Annotated in this window: 12 protein-coding genes and 4 tRNA genes; 12 read left to right on the top strand and 4 right to left on the bottom strand. The window is 57.9% G+C overall.

Annotated elements, in window-relative coordinates; genetic code table 11:
• Nucleotides 1-58: 58 nt before the first annotated feature.
• Complete coding sequence (gene cysS / locus ACN0RV_RS12170; RefSeq protein WP_417347857.1) at nt 59-1,432, top strand: cysteine--tRNA ligase; 1,374 nt, start codon at nt 59-61, stop codon at nt 1,430-1,432.
• A gap of 78 nt (nt 1,433-1,510) precedes the next feature.
• On the opposite strand, the gene folD is transcribed toward cysS, so the two are convergent.
• Nucleotides 1,511-2,365, bottom strand: a complete 855-nt coding sequence (gene folD, locus ACN0RV_RS12165; RefSeq protein ID WP_417347856.1) for a bifunctional methylenetetrahydrofolate dehydrogenase/methenyltetrahydrofolate cyclohydrolase FolD — start codon at nt 2,363-2,365, stop codon at nt 1,511-1,513.
• Nucleotides 2,366-2,668: 303 nt separating this feature from the next.
• Here folD and ACN0RV_RS12160 point away from each other — a divergent pair.
• The 3 genes from ACN0RV_RS12160 to ACN0RV_RS12150 all read left to right on the top strand — a co-directional run bounded on the left by ACN0RV_RS12160 (nt 2,669) and on the right by ACN0RV_RS12150 (nt 3,073).
• Nucleotides 2,669-2,745: transfer RNA gene (locus ACN0RV_RS12160), tRNA-Pro, on the top strand.
• 167 nt (nt 2,746-2,912) lie between these two features.
• Nucleotides 2,913-2,989, top strand: a tRNA-Arg gene (locus ACN0RV_RS12155).
• A gap of 8 nt (nt 2,990-2,997) precedes the next feature.
• Nucleotides 2,998-3,073, top strand: a tRNA-His gene (locus tag ACN0RV_RS12150).
• A gap of 250 nt (nt 3,074-3,323) precedes the next feature.
• Here the strand turns inward: ACN0RV_RS12150 and ACN0RV_RS12145 are convergent.
• Nucleotides 3,324-3,617, bottom strand: a complete 294-nt coding sequence (locus tag ACN0RV_RS12145) for a hypothetical protein (protein WP_286340058.1) — start codon at nt 3,615-3,617, stop codon at nt 3,324-3,326.
• 407 nt (nt 3,618-4,024) lie between these two features.
• Here ACN0RV_RS12145 and tig point away from each other — a divergent pair, with 407 nt between their 5' ends.
• The 8 genes from tig (at nt 4,025) to fabV (ending at nt 13,932) form a co-directional block, all read left to right on the top strand.
• On the top strand, nt 4,025-5,335 hold the full coding sequence (gene tig / locus ACN0RV_RS12140) for a trigger factor (protein ID WP_417347855.1): 1,311 nt from the start codon (nt 4,025-4,027) through the stop codon (nt 5,333-5,335).
• A gap of 91 nt (nt 5,336-5,426) precedes the next feature.
• Nucleotides 5,427-6,044 carry an ATP-dependent Clp endopeptidase proteolytic subunit ClpP gene (clpP, locus tag ACN0RV_RS12135; RefSeq protein ID WP_028109512.1) on the top strand — a complete coding sequence of 206 codons (618 nt, stop codon included), beginning with the start codon at nt 5,427-5,429 and terminating at the stop codon, nt 6,042-6,044.
• Nucleotides 6,045-6,116: 72 nt separating this feature from the next.
• Nucleotides 6,117-7,397: an ATP-dependent protease ATP-binding subunit ClpX gene (clpX, locus tag ACN0RV_RS12130; RefSeq protein ID WP_286340055.1), complete on the top strand. Its 1,281-nt coding sequence runs from the start codon at nt 6,117-6,119 to the stop codon at nt 7,395-7,397.
• Nucleotides 7,398-7,551: 154 nt separating this feature from the next.
• Nucleotides 7,552-9,900 carry an endopeptidase La gene (lon, locus tag ACN0RV_RS12125; RefSeq protein ID WP_417347854.1) on the top strand — a complete coding sequence of 783 codons (2,349 nt, stop codon included), beginning with the start codon at nt 7,552-7,554 and terminating at the stop codon, nt 9,898-9,900.
• Between the two features lie 294 nt (nt 9,901-10,194).
• Nucleotides 10,195-10,467: a nucleoid-associated protein HU-beta gene (hupB, locus tag ACN0RV_RS12120; RefSeq protein ID WP_028109509.1), complete on the top strand. Its 273-nt coding sequence runs from the start codon at nt 10,195-10,197 to the stop codon at nt 10,465-10,467.
• A gap of 44 nt (nt 10,468-10,511) precedes the next feature.
• Nucleotides 10,512-10,588, top strand: a tRNA-Asp gene (locus ACN0RV_RS12115).
• 95 nt (nt 10,589-10,683) lie between these two features.
• A complete protein-coding gene (locus tag ACN0RV_RS12110) occupies nt 10,684-12,528 on the top strand; it encodes a SurA N-terminal domain-containing protein (protein ID WP_417347853.1) in 1,845 nt (614 codons plus the stop codon).
• A gap of 201 nt (nt 12,529-12,729) precedes the next feature.
• On the top strand, nt 12,730-13,932 hold the full coding sequence (gene fabV, locus ACN0RV_RS12105; RefSeq protein WP_417347852.1) for an enoyl-ACP reductase FabV: 1,203 nt from the start codon (nt 12,730-12,732) through the stop codon (nt 13,930-13,932).
• A 44-nt stretch (nt 13,933-13,976) separates the two neighbouring features.
• On the opposite strand, the gene ACN0RV_RS12100 is transcribed toward fabV, so the two are convergent.
• Both ACN0RV_RS12100 and ACN0RV_RS12095 read right to left on the bottom strand, forming a co-directional pair.
• Nucleotides 13,977-14,333: a hypothetical protein gene (locus ACN0RV_RS12100; protein WP_417347851.1), complete on the bottom strand. Its 357-nt coding sequence runs from the start codon at nt 14,331-14,333 to the stop codon at nt 13,977-13,979.
• Between the two features lie 64 nt (nt 14,334-14,397).
• Nucleotides 14,398-17,214: a hypothetical protein gene (locus ACN0RV_RS12095; RefSeq protein WP_417347850.1), complete on the bottom strand. Its 2,817-nt coding sequence runs from the start codon at nt 17,212-17,214 to the stop codon at nt 14,398-14,400.
• Between the last annotated feature and the right edge of the window lie 35 nt (nt 17,215-17,249).

Raw genomic sequence — 17,249 nt, 5'->3', positions numbered from 1 at the left:
GTGATAAACTATCGCCTTTGATTTTCGCTTAACGTCAAACAGTATAACGAGCGGTGCAATGCTAAAGATTTTTAATACGCTGACCAGACAGAAAGAGACCTTTACCCCAATCGTCCCCAACAAGGTGGGCATGTACGTGTGTGGGGTCACCATCTATGACTACTGTCACATCGGTCACGGTCGCACCTACGTCGCGTTCGATATCGCCGTTCGTTACCTGCGCTCCCTGGGCATGGAGGTGAACTACGTCCGCAACATCACCGACGTCGATGACAAGATCATCCGCCGTGCCGCGGAAAACGGTGAGAGCTGCGACGCCCTGGTGGAACGCTTCACCCAGGCGATGTACCAAGACTTCGATGCCCTGGGCCTGCTGCGTCCCGACATCACCCCAACGGTGACCGGCCATATGGCTGAGATCATCGACATCATCCAGCGATTGGTGGACAAGGGGCATGCCTATGTCTCTGGCAATGGTGATGTCTGGTTTGAGGTGAACACCTTCGGCGAGTACGGCAAACTGTCCAAGCAGGACCTGGAGCAGCTGCAGGCCGGTGCCCGGGTGGACGTGGAGGAGGCCAAGCGCAACCCCATGGACTTTGCCCTGTGGAAGAGCGCCAAGCCCGGTGAGCCCTCCTGGGATTCTCCATGGGGCAAGGGCCGTCCTGGCTGGCACATCGAGTGCTCTGCCATGAACGAGAAGCACCTGGGCAAGGTGTTCGACATCCATGGCGGTGGGTCAGACCTGATGTTCCCTCACCATGAGAATGAGGTGGCTCAGAGCTGCTGTGCCAACGACAACAACTACGTGAACTACTGGATGCACTCCGGCATGGTGCAGGTGAACAAGGAGAAGATGTCCAAGTCTCTGGGTAACTTCTTCACCATCCGTGACGTGCTGAAGGTGTATCAGGGTGAGTCGGTGCGCTACTTCCTGCTCTCCAGCCACTATCGCAGCCAGCTGAACTACTCCGAAGAGAACCTGGATCAGGCCCATGCCGCCATGGAGAGGCTCTATACCGCCCTGCGTGGTGCCCCGGAGGGCGGACAGGTGCTGGAGAGTTATCAGGCAACCTTCCGCGAGGCGATGAACGACGACCTCAACACCCCGGAAGCGGTATCCGTGCTGTTTGATCTGGCCCGGGAGCTGAACATTGCCAAGGAGAACAATCCTGAGCTGGCCGCAGACCTGGCAGCGACCCTGAAGGGGATTGGCGAAGTGCTGGGTATTTTGCAGCAGCAGCCAGAGCAGTTCCTGCAAGGGGGCGGTGATGAGGATGAGGTGGCGACCATCGAAGCCCTGATCAAGCAGCGTAACGATGCTCGTGCCGCCAAGGACTGGGGCAAGGCCGACGAGGCCCGGGATGCCCTGACCGCCATGGGTATTGTGCTGGAAGATGGTGCTGGCGGTACCACCTGGCGCCGTAAGTAATCGTTAGGGCCTGTTCCGGCAAGATAAAAAAGCCCGCAATTGCGGGCTTTTTTGTTGGGGGTCTTATCTCAAGGTTGCCTAGCTGTGGTACTGCTCGCAGGCAAACAGGGTGTTCTGCAGCAGGCAGGCGATGGTCATGGGACCCACGCCACCGGGAACCGGCGTGATGTGTCCGGCGCGCTCTTTGGCCGCATCGAACTCCACGTCTCCGACCAGGCGGCCATCCTCCAGGCGGTTGATGCCGACATCGATGACGATGGCGCCAGGCTTGATCCATTCGCCAGGAATGAAGTCGGGCTTGCCTACGGCCACCACCAGCAGGTCAGCCTGCTCCACATGGTGGCGCAGGTCCTTGGTGAATCTATGGCAGGTGGTGGTGGTGCAACCGCCGAGCAGCAGCTCCAGGGTCATGGGGCGACCGACGATGTTGGAGGCGCCAACCACCACGGCGTGCAGCCCCTGAGTGCGGATACCGGTGGATTCGATGAGGTGGGTGATCCCCAGGGGCGTGCAGGGACGCAGCACCGGGATGCGCTGAGCCAGGCGACCGACGTTGTAGGGGTGAAACCCATCCACATCTTTATCGGGGCGAATGCGCTCGATGACGGTGGCACTGTCGATGTGCTCAGGCAGGGGCAGTTGCACCAGAATGCCGTCGATACTGGGGTCCTCATTGAGGAGGTCGATCTGAGTCAGCAGATCAGACTGAGCGGTATCGGCGGGCAGGTCGAAACTTCGGGAGACAAAGCCAACCTGTTCGCAGGCTTTGCGTTTGTTGCCGACATAAACCTGGGAGGCGGGGTCGCTGCCGACCAGGATAACGGCCAGGCCGGGGGCGCGGAGGCCCTGTTGGGTACGGGATTGAACTTGTGAGGCGATGTTCTGACGAACGGACGCGGCAATGGCTTTGCCGTCTATTAGTGTTGCTGTCATCTCTACAGACTTCCTATGTAGCTGAATAGGTTGACGCCGCTGCGCATTTTGCCAGCTAAAGTGCGCTGTGTCATGAAATTAGTGTGGTTGGAGTACAGGGATTGTCCAATTAGAAATGGATGCATAAAAAAGTGTTTGACCTTGGAAGCCGCCACAGCTAATATTCGCCCCCGTTGTCGAGGGGTAACCCGTAACAACAAACAGTCGGTGATTAGCGCAGCCTTCTAGCGCATCCCCGGTTTTGGGTAAGAGAGGGACCAGCTGGTTCCAAACAACTCGGACTCAAAAGAAGAAACAAATAGTCGGTGATTAGCGCAGCCTGGTAGCGCATCTGGTTTGGGACCAGAGGGTCAGAGGTTCGAATCCTCTATCACCGACCACTATTTCGTGATTGGTGATTAGCTCAGCCTGGTAGCGCATCGCAGCTGTTGGAATGAGCGGACCAGAGGACGGCCGCAGGCCCTTATCCTCTATCACCGACCACTTTTTAGAGTTGTTGACTAGTTTGCCGATAACTCGAAAAATGCACCGGATTGGTCATTTTCTTGCGCCCGTAGCTCAGTTGGATAGAGCAGCTGCCTTCTAAGCAGCTGGTCGCAGGTTCGAATCCTGCCGGGTGCGCCATAACAGTGGTGGCTGTAGCTCAGTTGGTAGAGTCCCGGATTGTGATTCCGGTTGTCGTGGGTTCAAATCCCATCAGCCACCCCATCATTTAGATTAAGCCCCTGATTTTCAGGGGCTTTTTCGTATCTGGAATCTGGTCACACTCTGCCTGGCCCCGCAATCGGATTCATTTTGGTTGAGCCAGGGTGAACACTAAGTCCCTGATATGTATAGATTGAATTTAGGTTTCGGTTGCTGAGGATTCAATCTCCATCAGCCATTCCACCAAATATTCAGAAAAAAGCCCTGTGAAAACAGGGCTTTTTTCGTTGTGGGACAGTGCCTGCCCTACGGGCTATTTCGTTTGCTCTGTGGCTTTGCGGTCCTGCCAGACCTGAAGGTCGGGGTTGCTAGAGTAGATCCCTTTCTCTTCGTAGCGGTTTTCCTCCGCCATCCAGCCAGCCCGATACAGTTGGGGCAGGTCACCTCCGTGTTGCTCAACGTAGGCCTTGGCTGCCTCGAGCGCTTCTGCATAGGGAATGTCCACAGTGACGTCGGACAGACTGCCGTGTCCTTTTATGGTCATTACGTCGTCGATGACCGCGACTTCGATCATCTGATTGCCGATATGGCAGTATTGGGCTCGCATGGAGGTCCTCCCCGGCATGGACTGTGTCTTACACTAAGTGTGGTTGCTGGTGCCGGGGAGTGCCACAGAACCCGGCGCTGCTATTGATCTGCCTCAGAATTTGCCCGGAAAAGCGCGTTAAACAGTGAGCTGGCGAAAATCTTCTCCAGCCATTGACAATGCTGTCTCGACTCCGCATAGACCTATGGCTATAATGGCGCGTCCTACTATTGGCTTAGGCAGGATGTGACAGGCGCCGACGGGAAACCTCGGCCGATTTTGGAGCCATGACACGCATCGGGCTTCGAGGTCTAAAGTCGTTGATTCACACCTGAATTGCGCGGTTTGGAAACAGGGCCGCGCCACGATTTTTCGCCGGTCGGGATAAACGACCGGCCACAAAGAACACGAGTACTTGAGGTAACCTAATGCAAGTTTCTTTTGAAACCCTGGAAGGCCTGGAGCGCCGCCTGACCATTACCGTTGAGAGCGCCGAATTCGAGCCTAAAGTAACTGAGAAGATGAAGGCCGAAGCCAAGCGCGTACGTCTGGACGGTTTCCGTCCCGGTAAAGTGCCTGTGTCTGTATTCAAGAAGCGCTACGGCGCTGCCATCCGTCAGGAGACCCTGGGTGAGCTGATGCAGCAGAAGTTCTTCGAAGCCATCGTTGAGCAGAAGCTGAACCCTGCCGGCGCCCCTCGTTTCGAGGTTGTTGCTGACAACGAAGGTGAAGACCTGCAGTTCAACGCCCTGTTCGAAGTTTACCCTGAGGTTGAGCTGGCTGGCCTGAGCGACATCGCAATCGAGAAGCCTGTTTGCGACGTGACTGATGCCGACGTAGACAACATGATCGAGACCCTGCGCAAGCAGCACGCCACTTTCGATGCCGTTGAGCGCGAAGCGGCCAACGACGACAAGGTTAAGCTGGACTTTGAAGGCTCCATCGATGGCGAAGCCTTCGACGGTGGCAAGTCCGAAGGTTTCGAGCTGGTTCTGGGCTCCGGCCGCATGATCCCTGGCTTCGAAGATGGCCTGCTGGGCAAGAAAGCCGGTGACGAGTTCACCATCGACGTGACCTTCCCTGAGGAGTACCACGCCGAGAACCTGAAAGGCAAAGCCGCTCAGTTCGCCATCAAGCTGCACTCCGTTGAAGCCCAGGTTCTGCCTGAGCTGAACGACGAGTTCGTGACCAAGTTCGGCATCACCGAAGGTGGTATGGATGCTCTGAAAGCAGAGATCCGCAAGAACATGGAGCGCGAGCTGAGCCAGGCCCTGAAAGCCAAGGTGAAGGAGCAAGCTCTGGACGGTCTGCTGAAGGCCAACGAGATCGACGTACCTAAGCCTCTGGTAGAGGGTGAGATCAACGTTCTGCGTCAGCAGGCGATGCAGCGCTTCGGCGGCATGCAGGGCAACAACATGCCTGAGCTGCCTGCTGAGCTGTTCACCGAGCAAGCCGAGCGCCGCGTTCGCATCGGTCTGCTGCTGGGTGAAGTGATCAAGCAGAAAGACCTGAAAGTGGAAGAGGAGCGCGTGACCGCTCTGATCGAATCCATGGCTTCCGCTTACGAAGATCCTAAGGAAGTTGTTGAGTACTACAACAACAACCAGGAAATGATGCAGAACATGCGCAATGTTGCCCTGGAAGAGCAAGCTGTAGAAGCTCTGATGGCCGATGCTAAAGTTTCTGAGAAGGAAGTGGACTTCCAAGAGTTCATGAATCAACAGCAGCCTGCTGCCTAAGTTGATTTGACTTGGCCCCTGTGGCCGATCATATTATGGCTCGTATGGGGTTGTTCTCATGCGAGCCATTTTGTTAGGAAACGGATTGAATATGCAGCATTTGCTCGAATCTCCTCTCAACGCTTTGGTCCCTATGGTGGTTGAGCAGACCGCCAAGGGTGAACGTTCATACGACATCTATTCGCGCCTGCTGAAGGAGCGGGTGATCTTTCTTACCGGTCCGGTAGAAGATCACATGGCCAACCTGGTGGTGGCGCAACTGCTGTTCCTGGAGTCCGAAAACCCGGACAAGGACATCTATCTGTACATCAACTCCCCCGGTGGGTCAGTGACTGCAGGCATGTCCATCTATGACACCATGCAGTTCATCAAGCCCGACGTCAGCACTGTGTGCATGGGTCAGGCTGCGTCTATGGGCGCCTTCCTGCTGGCCGGCGGGGCCAAGGGCAAGCGTCACGTACTGCCCAACTCCCGGGTGATGATCCACCAGCCTCTGGGCGGCTTCCAGGGCCAAGCGTCCGATATAGCCATCCATGCCCAGGAGATCATCGGCATCAAACAAAAACTGAACAGCCTGTTGGCTGAGCATACCGGTCAGCCTCTCGAGATCATCGAGCGTGACACCGACCGGGATAACTTCATGAGTGCCAAGGAAGCCGTCGAGTACGGACTGGTCGATTCCGTACTGACCAAGCGCGGCGCAGAGTAAAGCAAAGCAGCCGGAGGTGACGTACACTAAGGTGGACTTTCCCTTCGGCGGGCACAGCGATGAGGTAGCTGAATGAGTGATATCTCTAAGGGCGATGGCGAAAACAGCAAGCTGCTGTACTGCTCCTTCTGCGGAAAGAGCCAGCACGAAGTACGCAAGCTGATTGCCGGTCCTTCCGTTTATATCTGTGATGAGTGTGTGGATCTCTGTAACGACATCATTCGTGAAGAGGTCAAGGAGCTGGTGCCCAAGCGGGACAGCGATCGCCTGCCCACTCCTCACGAGATCCGCTCTCACCTGGATGACTATGTGATTGGTCAGGGCCAGGCGAAGAAGGTGCTGGCGGTGGCGGTATACAACCACTACAAGCGCCTGCGCCACGGCGGTGATAACGCCGAAGTGGAACTGGGCAAGAGCAACATTCTGCTGATCGGTCCTACCGGTTCGGGTAAGACCCTGTTGGCCGAAACCCTGGCCCGTTTCCTGGATGTGCCCTTCACCATGGCCGATGCCACCACCCTGACCGAAGCCGGTTACGTGGGTGAGGATGTGGAGAACATCATCCAGAAGCTGCTGCAGAAGTGCGATTACGATGTAGAGAAGGCGCAGCGCGGCATTGTCTACATCGATGAGATTGACAAGATCTCCCGTAAGTCTGACAACCCCTCCATCACCCGAGATGTGTCCGGTGAGGGTGTGCAGCAGGCGCTGCTGAAGCTGATCGAAGGCACTGTTGCCGCAGTTCCACCCCAGGGTGGCCGTAAGCATCCCCAGCAGGAGTTCCTGCAGGTGGACACCTCCAAGATCCTGTTCATCTGCGGCGGTGCATTCGCCGGTCTGGACAAGGTGATTGAGCAACGTGCCCTGACCGGCACCGGCATCGGTTTTGGTGCCGAGGTTCGCGGAAAGAATGACAACCAGTCTCTGACCGAAACCTTCCAGCAGGTGGAGCCTGAAGATCTGGTGAAGTATGGCCTGATCCCTGAGTTCATTGGTCGTCTGCCGGTCGTAGCGACTCTGGGTGAACTGGACGAGGCGGCACTGATTGAGATTCTGCAGGAGCCGAAGAACTCGTTGACCAAGCAGTACGGTGCCCTGTTTGCTCTGGAAGACGTGGGTCTGGAGTTCCGTGACGACGCCCTGCGTGCCATTGCCAAGAAAGCGATGGCCCGTAAGACCGGTGCCCGCGGCCTGCGCTCCATCGTTGAAGGGGTGCTGCTGGATACCATGTACGATCTCCCCTCGGCGGAGAACGTCAGCAAGGTGGTGATCGATGAGTCGGTGATCAAGGGGGAGTCCGATCCCATCCTTATCTACGATGGCTCAGATGCCCAGGCGGCTTCATCAGAGTGACTTCGCTAGTGTGTTGAAAAAAGGAGCCTATTTGGCTCCTTTTTTATTGGTTCGAATTCAAATAAACAATTGAAACTGTCAGAAATGCCCCCATATACTGAATTACGGATGGCCTGCGTTTGGAGCAGGCCGGTAGCTGAAATGGAATAGAGCCATGACAATAGAGCGCTCCGACCTCGTCCAGATCCCGGTTTTGCCATTACGGGATGTGGTGGTCTACCCCCATATGGTGATCCCCCTGTTTGTTGGCCGGCAGAAGTCGATCAACTGCCTCGAAGCGGCCATGGAGCAGGACAAGCAGGTCCTGCTGGTAGCCCAGAAGGAGGCTGAGCAGGACGACCCCTCAGTTGATGATGTTTACCAGCTTGGTACTGTGGCGTCGATTCTGCAGCTGCTGAAACTGCCCGATGGTACCGTCAAGGTGCTGGTTGAGGGCAGTCAACGTGCTCGAATTGAGCAGTTTACCGATGAGGAGCCCTTCCTGGTGGCCGACGCTCGCTTTGTGGAAACAGAGCGGATGGAGGAGCGCGAGGAGGAGGTGCTGGTGCGCACCGCCATCGGCCAGTTTGAAGGCTACATCAAGCTCAACAAGAAGATTCCCCCCGAGGTGCTCACCTCCCTCAACGGCATCGATGAAGCGGCGCGTCTGGCAGACACCATGGCTGCCCACATGCCGCTGAAGCTGGAGGAGAAGCAGGCGGTCCTGGAGATGGACAACGTTGCCGAGCGCCTGGAGTACCTGATGGCGATGATGGAGTCGGAGATCGACATTCTCCAGGTGGAGAAGAAGATCCGCTCCCGCGTCAAGAAACAGATGGAGAAGAGCCAGCGCGAGTACTATCTGAATGAGCAGATGAAGGCGATTCAGAAGGAGCTTGGCGAGCTGGATGATGTGCCCGATGAGTTTGAGGCACTTTCCAAGAAGATTACCGATGCGGGCATGCCTAAAGAAGCTCAGGAGAAGGCGGAAGCCGAACTGAACAAGCTGAAGATGATGTCCCCCATGTCTGCCGAGGCCACGGTGGTGCGCAGCTACATCGACTGGATGGTGAGCGTGCCCTGGACCAAGCGCAGCAAGGTGAAGAAGGATATCGCCCGGGCCCAGGACGTGCTGGATGCCGACCACTATGGTCTGGAAAAGGTGAAGGAGCGGATCCTGGAGTACCTGGCGGTGCAATCCAGGGTCAGACAGCTGAAAGGGCCGATTCTGTGCCTGGTGGGGCCTCCAGGGGTGGGTAAGACCTCTCTGGGTCAGTCCATTGCCCGGGCCACCGGTCGCAAGTATGTGCGTATGGCCCTGGGTGGGGTGCGCGATGAAGCGGAGATCCGCGGTCACCGCCGTACCTACATCGGTTCGCTGCCTGGCAAGCTGATTCAGAAGATGGCTAAGGTCGAAGTGCGTAACCCGCTGTTCCTGCTGGACGAGATCGACAAGATGAGCTCCGACATGCGTGGCGATCCGGCGTCGGCGCTGCTGGAAGTGCTGGATCCGGAACAGAACAACGCCTTCAACGATCACTATCTGGAAGTGGACTACGACCTGTCGGACGTGATGTTTGTGGCCACCTCCAACTCCATGAACATCCCCGGTCCTCTGCTGGACAGGATGGAGGTGATTCGCCTCTCCGGTTACACCGAAGATGAGAAGCTCAACATTGCCAAGCAGCACCTGCTCTCCAAGCAGATCAAACGCAATGGCCTCAAGCCGGGTGAGGTGACCGTGGAGGATGACGCCATCATCGGCATCATCCGCTACTACACCCGCGAGGCGGGCGTGCGTAGTCTGGAGCGTGAGATCTCCAAGATCTGCCGTAAGGCGGTGAAGCAACTGTTGTTGGACAAGTCGCAGAAGTCGGTGACCGTCAACGGCGACAACCTCAAGGACTTCCTGGGTGTTCAACGCTTTGACTATGGCAAGGCGGAAGAGAACAATCAGGTGGGGCAGGTGGTTGGCCTTGCCTGGACCGAGGTGGGCGGCGATCTGCTGACCATCGAAGCCACCTCCGTGGCCGGAAAGGGCAAGCTCACCTACACCGGTTCCCTGGGTGATGTGATGCAGGAGTCTATCCAGGCGGCGATGACCGTGGTGCGCTCCCGTGCAGAGAAGCTGCGCATCAATCCGGACTTCTATGAGAAGCGGGATATCCATGTGCACGTACCTGAGGGGGCAACCCCGAAAGATGGCCCCTCTGCGGGTATCGCCATGTGCACCTCCCTGGTCTCCAGTTTGACCGGCAATCCGGTAAGGGCCGATGTGGCCATGACCGGTGAGATCACCCTGAGGGGCGAGGTGTTGCCCATCGGAGGTCTGAAGGAAAAACTGCTGGCCGCTCACCGAGGTGGCATTAAAACTGTGCTTATTCCTAAAGAGAACGCGCGGGACCTGGAGGAGATTCCGGAGAACGTGAAGAAGGATTTGGCCATTCACCCGGTACAATGGATTGATGAAGTTTTGACCTTGGCTCTGGAAAATCCGCCGGAAGGGTTTGAATCTGTGGCCTAAAAGTGGCTAAACACCCCCCAAAATGCGCCTTTTTTAAGGCGCATTTTTGATTTTGCGGCAAAAACCGTAAAAAGGGCTTTGCAATCTCGTTTTCGCTGTGTAGTGTATGGTTTGAACCAAGGCTCAGTGCGCTAAAGGGCGCGGCATGACTGGCTTTGAGCGGTATCCTGGTTTCCATGTCATGCGGCACTTTGAACGCTTGAACTTTGAAATTAGGCTTGATATAAAACTCTCCGCAGACCGCGCTAGCGTATGGAATGGCAGCGGCGCAAAATTAGAATTGAAGGGGATGAAATGAACAAATCTCAACTGATCGATCAAATCGCTTCTGGTGCTGATATTTCCAAAGCAGCGGCCAGCCGCGCTCTGGATTCCTTCATTGAAGCAATCACCGATACTCTGAAAGAGGGCGACAAGATCTCCCTGGTTGGTTTCGGTACTTTCGAAGTTCGCGAGCGTGCTGAGCGCACTGGTCGCAACCCTCAAACTGGCCAAGAGATCAAGATCGCAGCTGCGAAGATCCCTGCATTCAAGGCCGGTAAAGCGCTGAAAGACGCGGTAAACTAAGTTACCTGAAGACGCTCCGACCTTTCTGAGCGTTTTTTAGTTTCGGAGTGGTAGTTCAGTTGGTTAGAATACCGGCCTGTCACGCCGGGGGTCGCGGGTTCGAGTCCCGTCCACTCCGCCAGCTATACAAAGGCGCATCCCCGATGCGCTTTTTTTTATTTTGTACCCTTATACTGGGATACAACCCCTTCCAGCTCGTTCGAAAAGAGACGTCTGATGTTAGAAAAAATTCGTGAAGGATCGCAGGGAGGCGCCGCCAAGATCATCCTGGGTGCCGTGATTCTTTCATTTGCACTGTCCGGAATCTACAGCTACCTGGGCTCCAACGGTCAGGCTAACGCCGCCACTGTCAATGGTGAAGACATCACCCGCTACGACCTGAGCGTTGCGCTGCAGAATGAGCAGAACCGCCTGCGCAACCAGATGGGCGAGATGTTTGACACCCTGGCTGCCGACCCTGCCTGGATGGCCAATGTAGAGCGTTCCGTTCTGGAGCGTATGGTCTCCGAGCGCCTCATCGATCAGAAGGCCCGTGCTCTGGGTCTGCGTGTTTCCGATGAGCAGATCAAACAAGCCATCGTAGAGACCCCAGAGTTTCAGGTAGACGGCGCATTTGATAATGACCGTTACCAGGCGGTACTTCGCCAGATCAACATGACCCCGGACCGCCTGGCGGCCACCATCGGCCAGGATCTGGTGCGTCAGCAACTGCTGAGCAGTTTGTTTGGCAGCGAAATCGTGACCTCAGAGCAGGCTCAGGACCTGCTGTCTCTGCAGCAGCAGCTGCGGGATATCCGTTACCTGACCATCGCCAAGTCCGGTTACCTGGATCAGGTGAACGTGAGCGACGAGCAGGTGCAGACCTTCTACGACACCAACCTGGATCGCTTCGCTACTCCTGAGCAGGTGAGCCTGGAGTACATTGAGCTGAGCGCTGCGGACCTGGCCAAAGACACGCAAGTCAGTGATGACGAGCTGCTGGCCTACTACGACAGCCATCAGAACCTGTATCACAAGCCTGAACGTCGTCTGGCGGCGATGATTCTGGTGGAAGATCGTGCCAAGGCGGAAGAGGCGCTGGCTCGCATTCAGGCCGGTGAAGCGTTCGCCGATGTGGCCAAAGAGGTGTCTGAAGACTTCTCTGCCGAGAACGGCGGCGAACTGGACTGGTTCCAGCGTGGCATGATGGATCAGGCTTTCGATGATGCCCTGTTTGCCCTGGACAAGGGTGCGGTGTCTGAGATTGTCGAGTCCGAGTTTGGCTTCCAGATCATCCAGGCCAAGGACATTGAGACCAATGTGGCGGCGCCTTTCGATGAGGTTAAGGCTGAGATTGCCGAGACCGTGAAGCTGGAGAAGGCGCAGGAAGCCTTCTACGACATGCAGCAGCGTCTGGTGGATGCGGCCTTCCAGTTCCCCGAGAGTCTGAGTGATGCTTCTGCCGAAGTGGGTAAAGCGGTTCAGAGCACCGAGCTGTTCAACCGTTTCAATGCTCAAGAGCCCTTCAGCAATCCTAAGGTCCTGAATGCGGCCTTCTCCGATGCCGTGGTTCTGGATCAGATGAACAGCGACGTGATCGAGCTGGGCAGTGGCCACGTGATCGTGGTTCGTGCCAAGGATTACCACGCCGCCGGCACCCAGCCTCTGGATGAGGTGCGCGACCAGATTCTGGCTCAGTTGAAGGCGGAAGAGGCCTCCAAGCTGGCCGAGGCCGCCGCCGCTGCCAAGCTGGCCGAGCTGGAGTCCGGAGCAGCCCTGGAGGGGATGGTGACCGAGACTGGCCTGGGCCGTATGGGTAAGCCAGGCGTAGACCCTCAATTGGTGTCTCAGGTGTTTACCCTGGCGCGTCCCGCCGGTAAGCCAACCCTGGGCAGCATCAAGCTGAGCAGTGGCGACTACGCCATCGTCGCCCTGGACAAGGTGAGCGACGGTGATGCCGAGCGCGCCGCCGCCGATGCCCTGAAGTTGCGTCTGGCCGGTGTGATGGGTCAGGAGAACTATCAGTCCCTGATTGTTGCCCTGCGCACCAGTGCGGAGATCAGCTACTACGCCGCCCAGTAAGGGTTGCGTTTGGCAGTGAAGGCGTGGCTCCGGCCACGCCTTTTTCTTATCTGAGCGATTGTGTGGCGATGGTCGGATCTGCGGGTTTTTCCTTTCCGTAGTCGGCGGTTTTGGATAAGCTTTCCGGAAAATTTTTAGATCGGGCCTAAACTTGGGGCCGAACTCCTGCCAAAATGCAGGTAGCAAACAAGGGAATTATTGATGATCATCAAGCCAAAGATTCGCGGTTTCATCTGTACCACCACTCACCCCGTTGGCTGTGAGCAGAATGTACGTGAGCAGATCGCCTACACCCAGGCCAAGGGTGCCATCGCCGACGGCCCTAAGCGGGTACTGGTGATCGGTTCCTCCAGTGGCTATGGCCTCTCCTCCCGCATCGCTTCCGCCTTTGGCTGCGGTGCTGCCACCATCGGCGTGTTCTTCGAGAAGCCCGCCACCGAGAAGAAGCCCGGCACCGCCGGCTGGCACAACGCCGCGGCCTTCGACAAGCTGGCCCACGAAGCCGGTCTGTACGCCAAGAGCCTTAACGGTGACGCCTTCAGCCACGACGCCAAGCAGAAAACCATTGACCTGATCAAAGCCGACCTGGGTCAGGTGGATATGGTGGTTTACTCCCTGGCCTCCCCAGTGCGTAAGATGCCCGACAGCGGCGAAGTGGTTCGCTCCGTGCTCAAGCCCAAGGGCGAGACCTACACCGCCACTGCCGTGGACACCAACAAGGATGCCCTGTTCGAAGCCTCCATCGAGCCTGCCACCGAGGAGGAGATCGCCGCCACCAAGACCGTGATGGGTGGCGAGGACTGGGAGCTGTGGATCAACGCCCTGAACGAGGCGGGTGTGCTGGCCGATGGTTGCAAGACCGTGGCCTACAGCTACATTGGTACCGAGATCACCTGGCCCATTTACTGGCACGGTGCCCTGGGTGACGCCAAGAAGGATCTGGACCGTGCGGCCCACGCCCTGGATACCAAGCTGAAAGCCAATGGCGGCAGCGCCAATGTGGCGGTGCTCAAGTCTGTGGTGACCCAGGCGTCCTCCGCCATTCCTGTCATGCCTCTGTACATCGCCATGGTGTTCAAGAAGATGCGTGAAGAGGGTGTGCATGAAGGTTGCATGGAGCAGATCTACCGCATGTTCAGTGAGCGCCTCTACAAGGCCGACGGTTCCGCTGCCGAAGTGGATGAAGAGAACCGTCTGCGTCTGGACGACTGGGAGCTGCGCGACGACATTCAGAAGCACTGCCGCGATCTGTGGGCCCAGCTGACCGACGACAACCTGAAGGAGCTGACCGACTACGTCGAGTACAAGGAAGAGTTCCTCAAGTTGTTCGGCTTTGGAGTTGAAGGCATTGACTACGATGCCGACGTCAACCCCCTGGTTGAGTTTGACGTTATCGACATCTAAGACGCCTCAGTCAGATAAGAAAAACCGCCCCAAGGGCGGTTTTTTTATGCCTCGCCCTTACCGGCCAGGTGATCGAAATGGGCGTGGTCGCCACCACAGAAAGCGGGCAGCATCACCTTGGGGATGGCAGCCACTTCCAGTGGCTTCCCTCTGTAGTGTGCGCATTCACTGACAGGCCTGATGCCTGCTTCAGCGGCGTCGATGCTGGGATAGCGGAAATCCACCAGGCGGTCCTGCCAGAGCACCCAGTGATGAGGAGTGCCGGCCAACTCCCCCTCCATCAGTTGGGCGGACTCCCCTTCGTGTTGCAATAGGCTGAGCACCACGGTGGACACCCCAAGGGCGTCCAGCTCCCGGGTGGGCAGGATGAAGAGTTGTTCAAGCAGTTGTTCTGGGGTCATGGGGCGTGTCAACCGGGAAATCAGGCCCCCACCATACCTAAGTGGGGGCCAGGAGCCAACTCAGTTAAAGCTGGTAGTAGAGGCTCAGCCAGGCACTCCAGCCGATGGGGTCTTCCACGCCATTGTCTCCCGCCCAGCCCGCGCCCATCTGTAGTTGCAGACCATCAAACTCGGGCAGGGCGTCAAGGATGTAAGGAGAGAGCCCCTCCAGCTCCAGATTGACGCCAGCCACCGGCAGTCGCTCTCCTGCGTCCATCTGATAGCTGCGATAGAAGAGTTGCAGGGGAGCGTTGCTCAGGCTGAGGCCCAGTCGTTCCAGCCGCTCTCCGGTCAGGGCGGAAAGAGGCAGGGTTGGCTCCATCACCTGCCCCCAGGGGAGCCAGTGTGGGGTAAGGCTGCTTTGGATGCCTCCCAGCCTCAACTGGTCGAAGGGGGACGGAGTGCCGCCCAGGTCCCACAAGATACCCTCTCCGGTCAGACTCCAATCCTGCCACCCCAGAGACAGGTTGAGCTGGCTGTCGCTGCGCTGCCAGTGATCCTGACTTTCCCCCCAGGTGTGCCTGCCCCTAACCTGGCTGCTCAGGGATAGAGGCCCCCTGCGCCAATGGCCGGCCAGGCCGGCGTCCAGATAGGCGGTGCTGACGTCGGTATCCAATCCACTGCGGCGTGCTTCGACCTGACCCAGGGTTGCGCCGCCACCCAGATTCAGAGTCAGTGACGTGTCGAAGCGTCTGTGCCACTGGGCGCCCAGATGGGAGGCCAGTCGGCGTTCATGAAGCTGCGGGGTTTGGCTCTCTGAAAGCTCATTGAGTTCCTGCTCCAGGGCGAGAAGGTCGGCATTGAGGCTGATGGGCCAGCCCTGCCACCTCAGTGAACCCAGGATCCCCTGCTGGGCGCCTGAGAGGTCTCCCTGGGCCAGCAGCTGCCAACGCAGCCGGTTGACCGGGTCGCCCCCTTTGACTCCGAACTCCAGTGCCTGTTGCCAGGGGGTCAGTTGGGCACCGAAAGCCAGGGCGCCATACTGGGGACCGACGCCGTAGTGTGTGGCCGGGCGCAGATCCTGTGCCGGGGTCGGCTGCGCAGGGGGCGCCCCTATGGGCGCCAGCGTGGTCTGGGCCAGGGGGCTCATGTTCACCGGTTGACGATAGAGGCTCTGCCCCTGGCTGGTGGTGGCAACGAAGTAGAGTGACTCACCGTCGCTGCGGGGGGCGGTGGCTACCTGGCGATAGCTGGTGAGCCGGGTCAGTGAACGGTCACCGACATTGAACAAGTAATTGGCGACCCCCTTGTCATCGCCCAGGCTCAGCAGCAGGCTGTCTGGGCTCTGCCAGTTCGGGTAGCTGAGGAAGTTGCCGCTGTTGACCTGCGCCAGGCCTATAGGGGTCTCCTGTTGGCCGTCGGACAGGTAGAGATCCCACTGGCCTTCGCTGTGCTTCAAATAACTCAGTTGAATCTCTCCCGGACGGTAGCTGGGAAAGTCGAGGAGCTCATTGTCTGCCGCTAATGCCCGGGTGGTGAGTGTGCCACTGTTCAGCTCCAACTCCACCACAGCACTTTTTCCTCCCTTGAGTTGCAGGGCCAGCAGTTTTTGGCCCTGGGGATGGGGGAAGGGGCGGACCAGGTTCTGCTGGTGAGTCAGCCGGGTCACCTGTTGAGTGTCCAGCTGCCAGAGGTAGAGGTCAAAATGCCAATCTCCCTGAGGGCCCTGGTTCAGTTGACTGAATACCAACTGCTCCTCACCCAGCCACACCGGGTCGGTCATCATGCCGTCGCGACGGGGCAGGGAGTGAAGGACCTCGGGGTTGAACTGTTCGGGCTCCTTGTCGGGGATATCCTGGGGATCGGCGTCGAGCCGCTCGCGACGTTGCTTCAGCCATTTGTCCCGGGCGGCGTCATTGGGCTGGGTGCTGAAGACCACCAGCTTCTGGTTGTAGCCCTTGCGATCTCCTTCAATCAGGGCCAGCTTGTCTCCCGAGGGCGACAGGCTGGGTGCCGACAATTGCCAATGGTGTTTCAGCCAGAGGTCGGCGGTCTTTGCCTGGGCCGCGAACTCCTGGGTCATCGCCTTATAGGTGGTTTCCGCCACGAAGCGGCGGTACAGTTGCTCGGGCCCCTGGCCGAACACGCCCTTGAAGGCCTGGTCGAAGCTCCGTGGCTCCTTGGCCACCATGCGGGTCCATACCTGCTTCAGGCTCTCCTCTCCGTGCTCCTGCTGCAACCACAGCAGGTAGCTGGACCCCATCAGGTAGGCCATGCTCATGCCCAGGTAGCTTTCCTCATCCCCTGACAGCTGTTGATAGCTGGGAAGATAGCCCTCGCGGGCCCACTGCATCAAAATTCCCTGCACCAGGGCATTGGCGGGGCGTCCTTTTCCATCGTGCTGATGCTCGATCACCGTGGCGTAACCTTCGGAGACCCAGCGGGGCACCTGCAGAAAGTCCACGTAGAGTGATTGCCAAAGCTGAGTCATGGGAGAGCGGGACTCCCTGGCCAGATGATTCAGGTGAGCCTGCTCGTGCACCAGCAGCAGGGTCGACCACTGAGGCATATGGGACAGCACGGAATCAGAGAGCGGGGGCGTGGTGTAGAACACGGTGCGACTCCGGCCGATTACCGGCAAGGCAAATCCGTTGGCCAGGTTGAGGGGGTCGCGAATCACCAGATCGACCTTGCCGGGCAGTTGGTGCCCCACAGAGTCTGAGACCGCCTGTTGCAGCCTGTCGGCGTCGGCGGCCAGTTGCCGGGCCCAGTGCTCATGCTCGGGAGTATAGTGAATGCGGTATAACTCGGTTTCCAGCGTTTGCCAGTGGCGGTCGGCGGCAACCAATCCAGGCTGGGTGAGCAGCAGCCACAGCAGGGCGGCAAGCAGAGCGGATCTCATGGGACACTTCCTGTGATTAAAAGGTGCGCAGGGGG

The sequence above is a fragment of the Ferrimonas sp. genome, assembly GCF_048263965.1.
In the GTDB taxonomy this organism is placed as follows: Bacteria; Pseudomonadota; Gammaproteobacteria; order Enterobacterales; family Shewanellaceae; genus Ferrimonas.
This window is presented reverse-complemented; position numbering and strand designations above follow the sequence as displayed.

What these genes read in the sequence shown, in the direction of transcription:
- cysS (WP_417347857.1), top strand. Translation starts at nt 59, where the DNA reads ATGCTAAAGATTTTTAATACGCTGACCAGACAGAAAGAGACCTTTACC.
- folD (WP_417347856.1), bottom strand. Translation starts at nt 2,365, where the DNA reads ATGACAGCAACACTAATAGACGGCAAAGCCATTGCCGCGTCCGTTCGT.
- ACN0RV_RS12145 (WP_286340058.1), bottom strand. Translation starts at nt 3,617, where the DNA reads ATGCGAGCCCAATACTGCCATATCGGCAATCAGATGATCGAAGTCGCG.
- tig (WP_417347855.1), top strand. Translation starts at nt 4,025, where the DNA reads ATGCAAGTTTCTTTTGAAACCCTGGAAGGCCTGGAGCGCCGCCTGACC.
- clpP (WP_028109512.1), top strand. Translation starts at nt 5,427, where the DNA reads ATGCAGCATTTGCTCGAATCTCCTCTCAACGCTTTGGTCCCTATGGTG.
- clpX (WP_286340055.1), top strand. Translation starts at nt 6,117, where the DNA reads ATGAGTGATATCTCTAAGGGCGATGGCGAAAACAGCAAGCTGCTGTAC.
- lon (WP_417347854.1), top strand. Translation starts at nt 7,552, where the DNA reads ATGACAATAGAGCGCTCCGACCTCGTCCAGATCCCGGTTTTGCCATTA.
- hupB (WP_028109509.1), top strand. Translation starts at nt 10,195, where the DNA reads ATGAACAAATCTCAACTGATCGATCAAATCGCTTCTGGTGCTGATATT.
- ACN0RV_RS12110 (WP_417347853.1), top strand. Translation starts at nt 10,684, where the DNA reads ATGTTAGAAAAAATTCGTGAAGGATCGCAGGGAGGCGCCGCCAAGATC.
- fabV (WP_417347852.1), top strand. Translation starts at nt 12,730, where the DNA reads ATGATCATCAAGCCAAAGATTCGCGGTTTCATCTGTACCACCACTCAC.
- ACN0RV_RS12100 (WP_417347851.1), bottom strand. Translation starts at nt 14,333, where the DNA reads ATGACCCCAGAACAACTGCTTGAACAACTCTTCATCCTGCCCACCCGG.
- ACN0RV_RS12095 (WP_417347850.1), bottom strand. Translation starts at nt 17,214, where the DNA reads ATGAGATCCGCTCTGCTTGCCGCCCTGCTGTGGCTGCTGCTCACCCAG.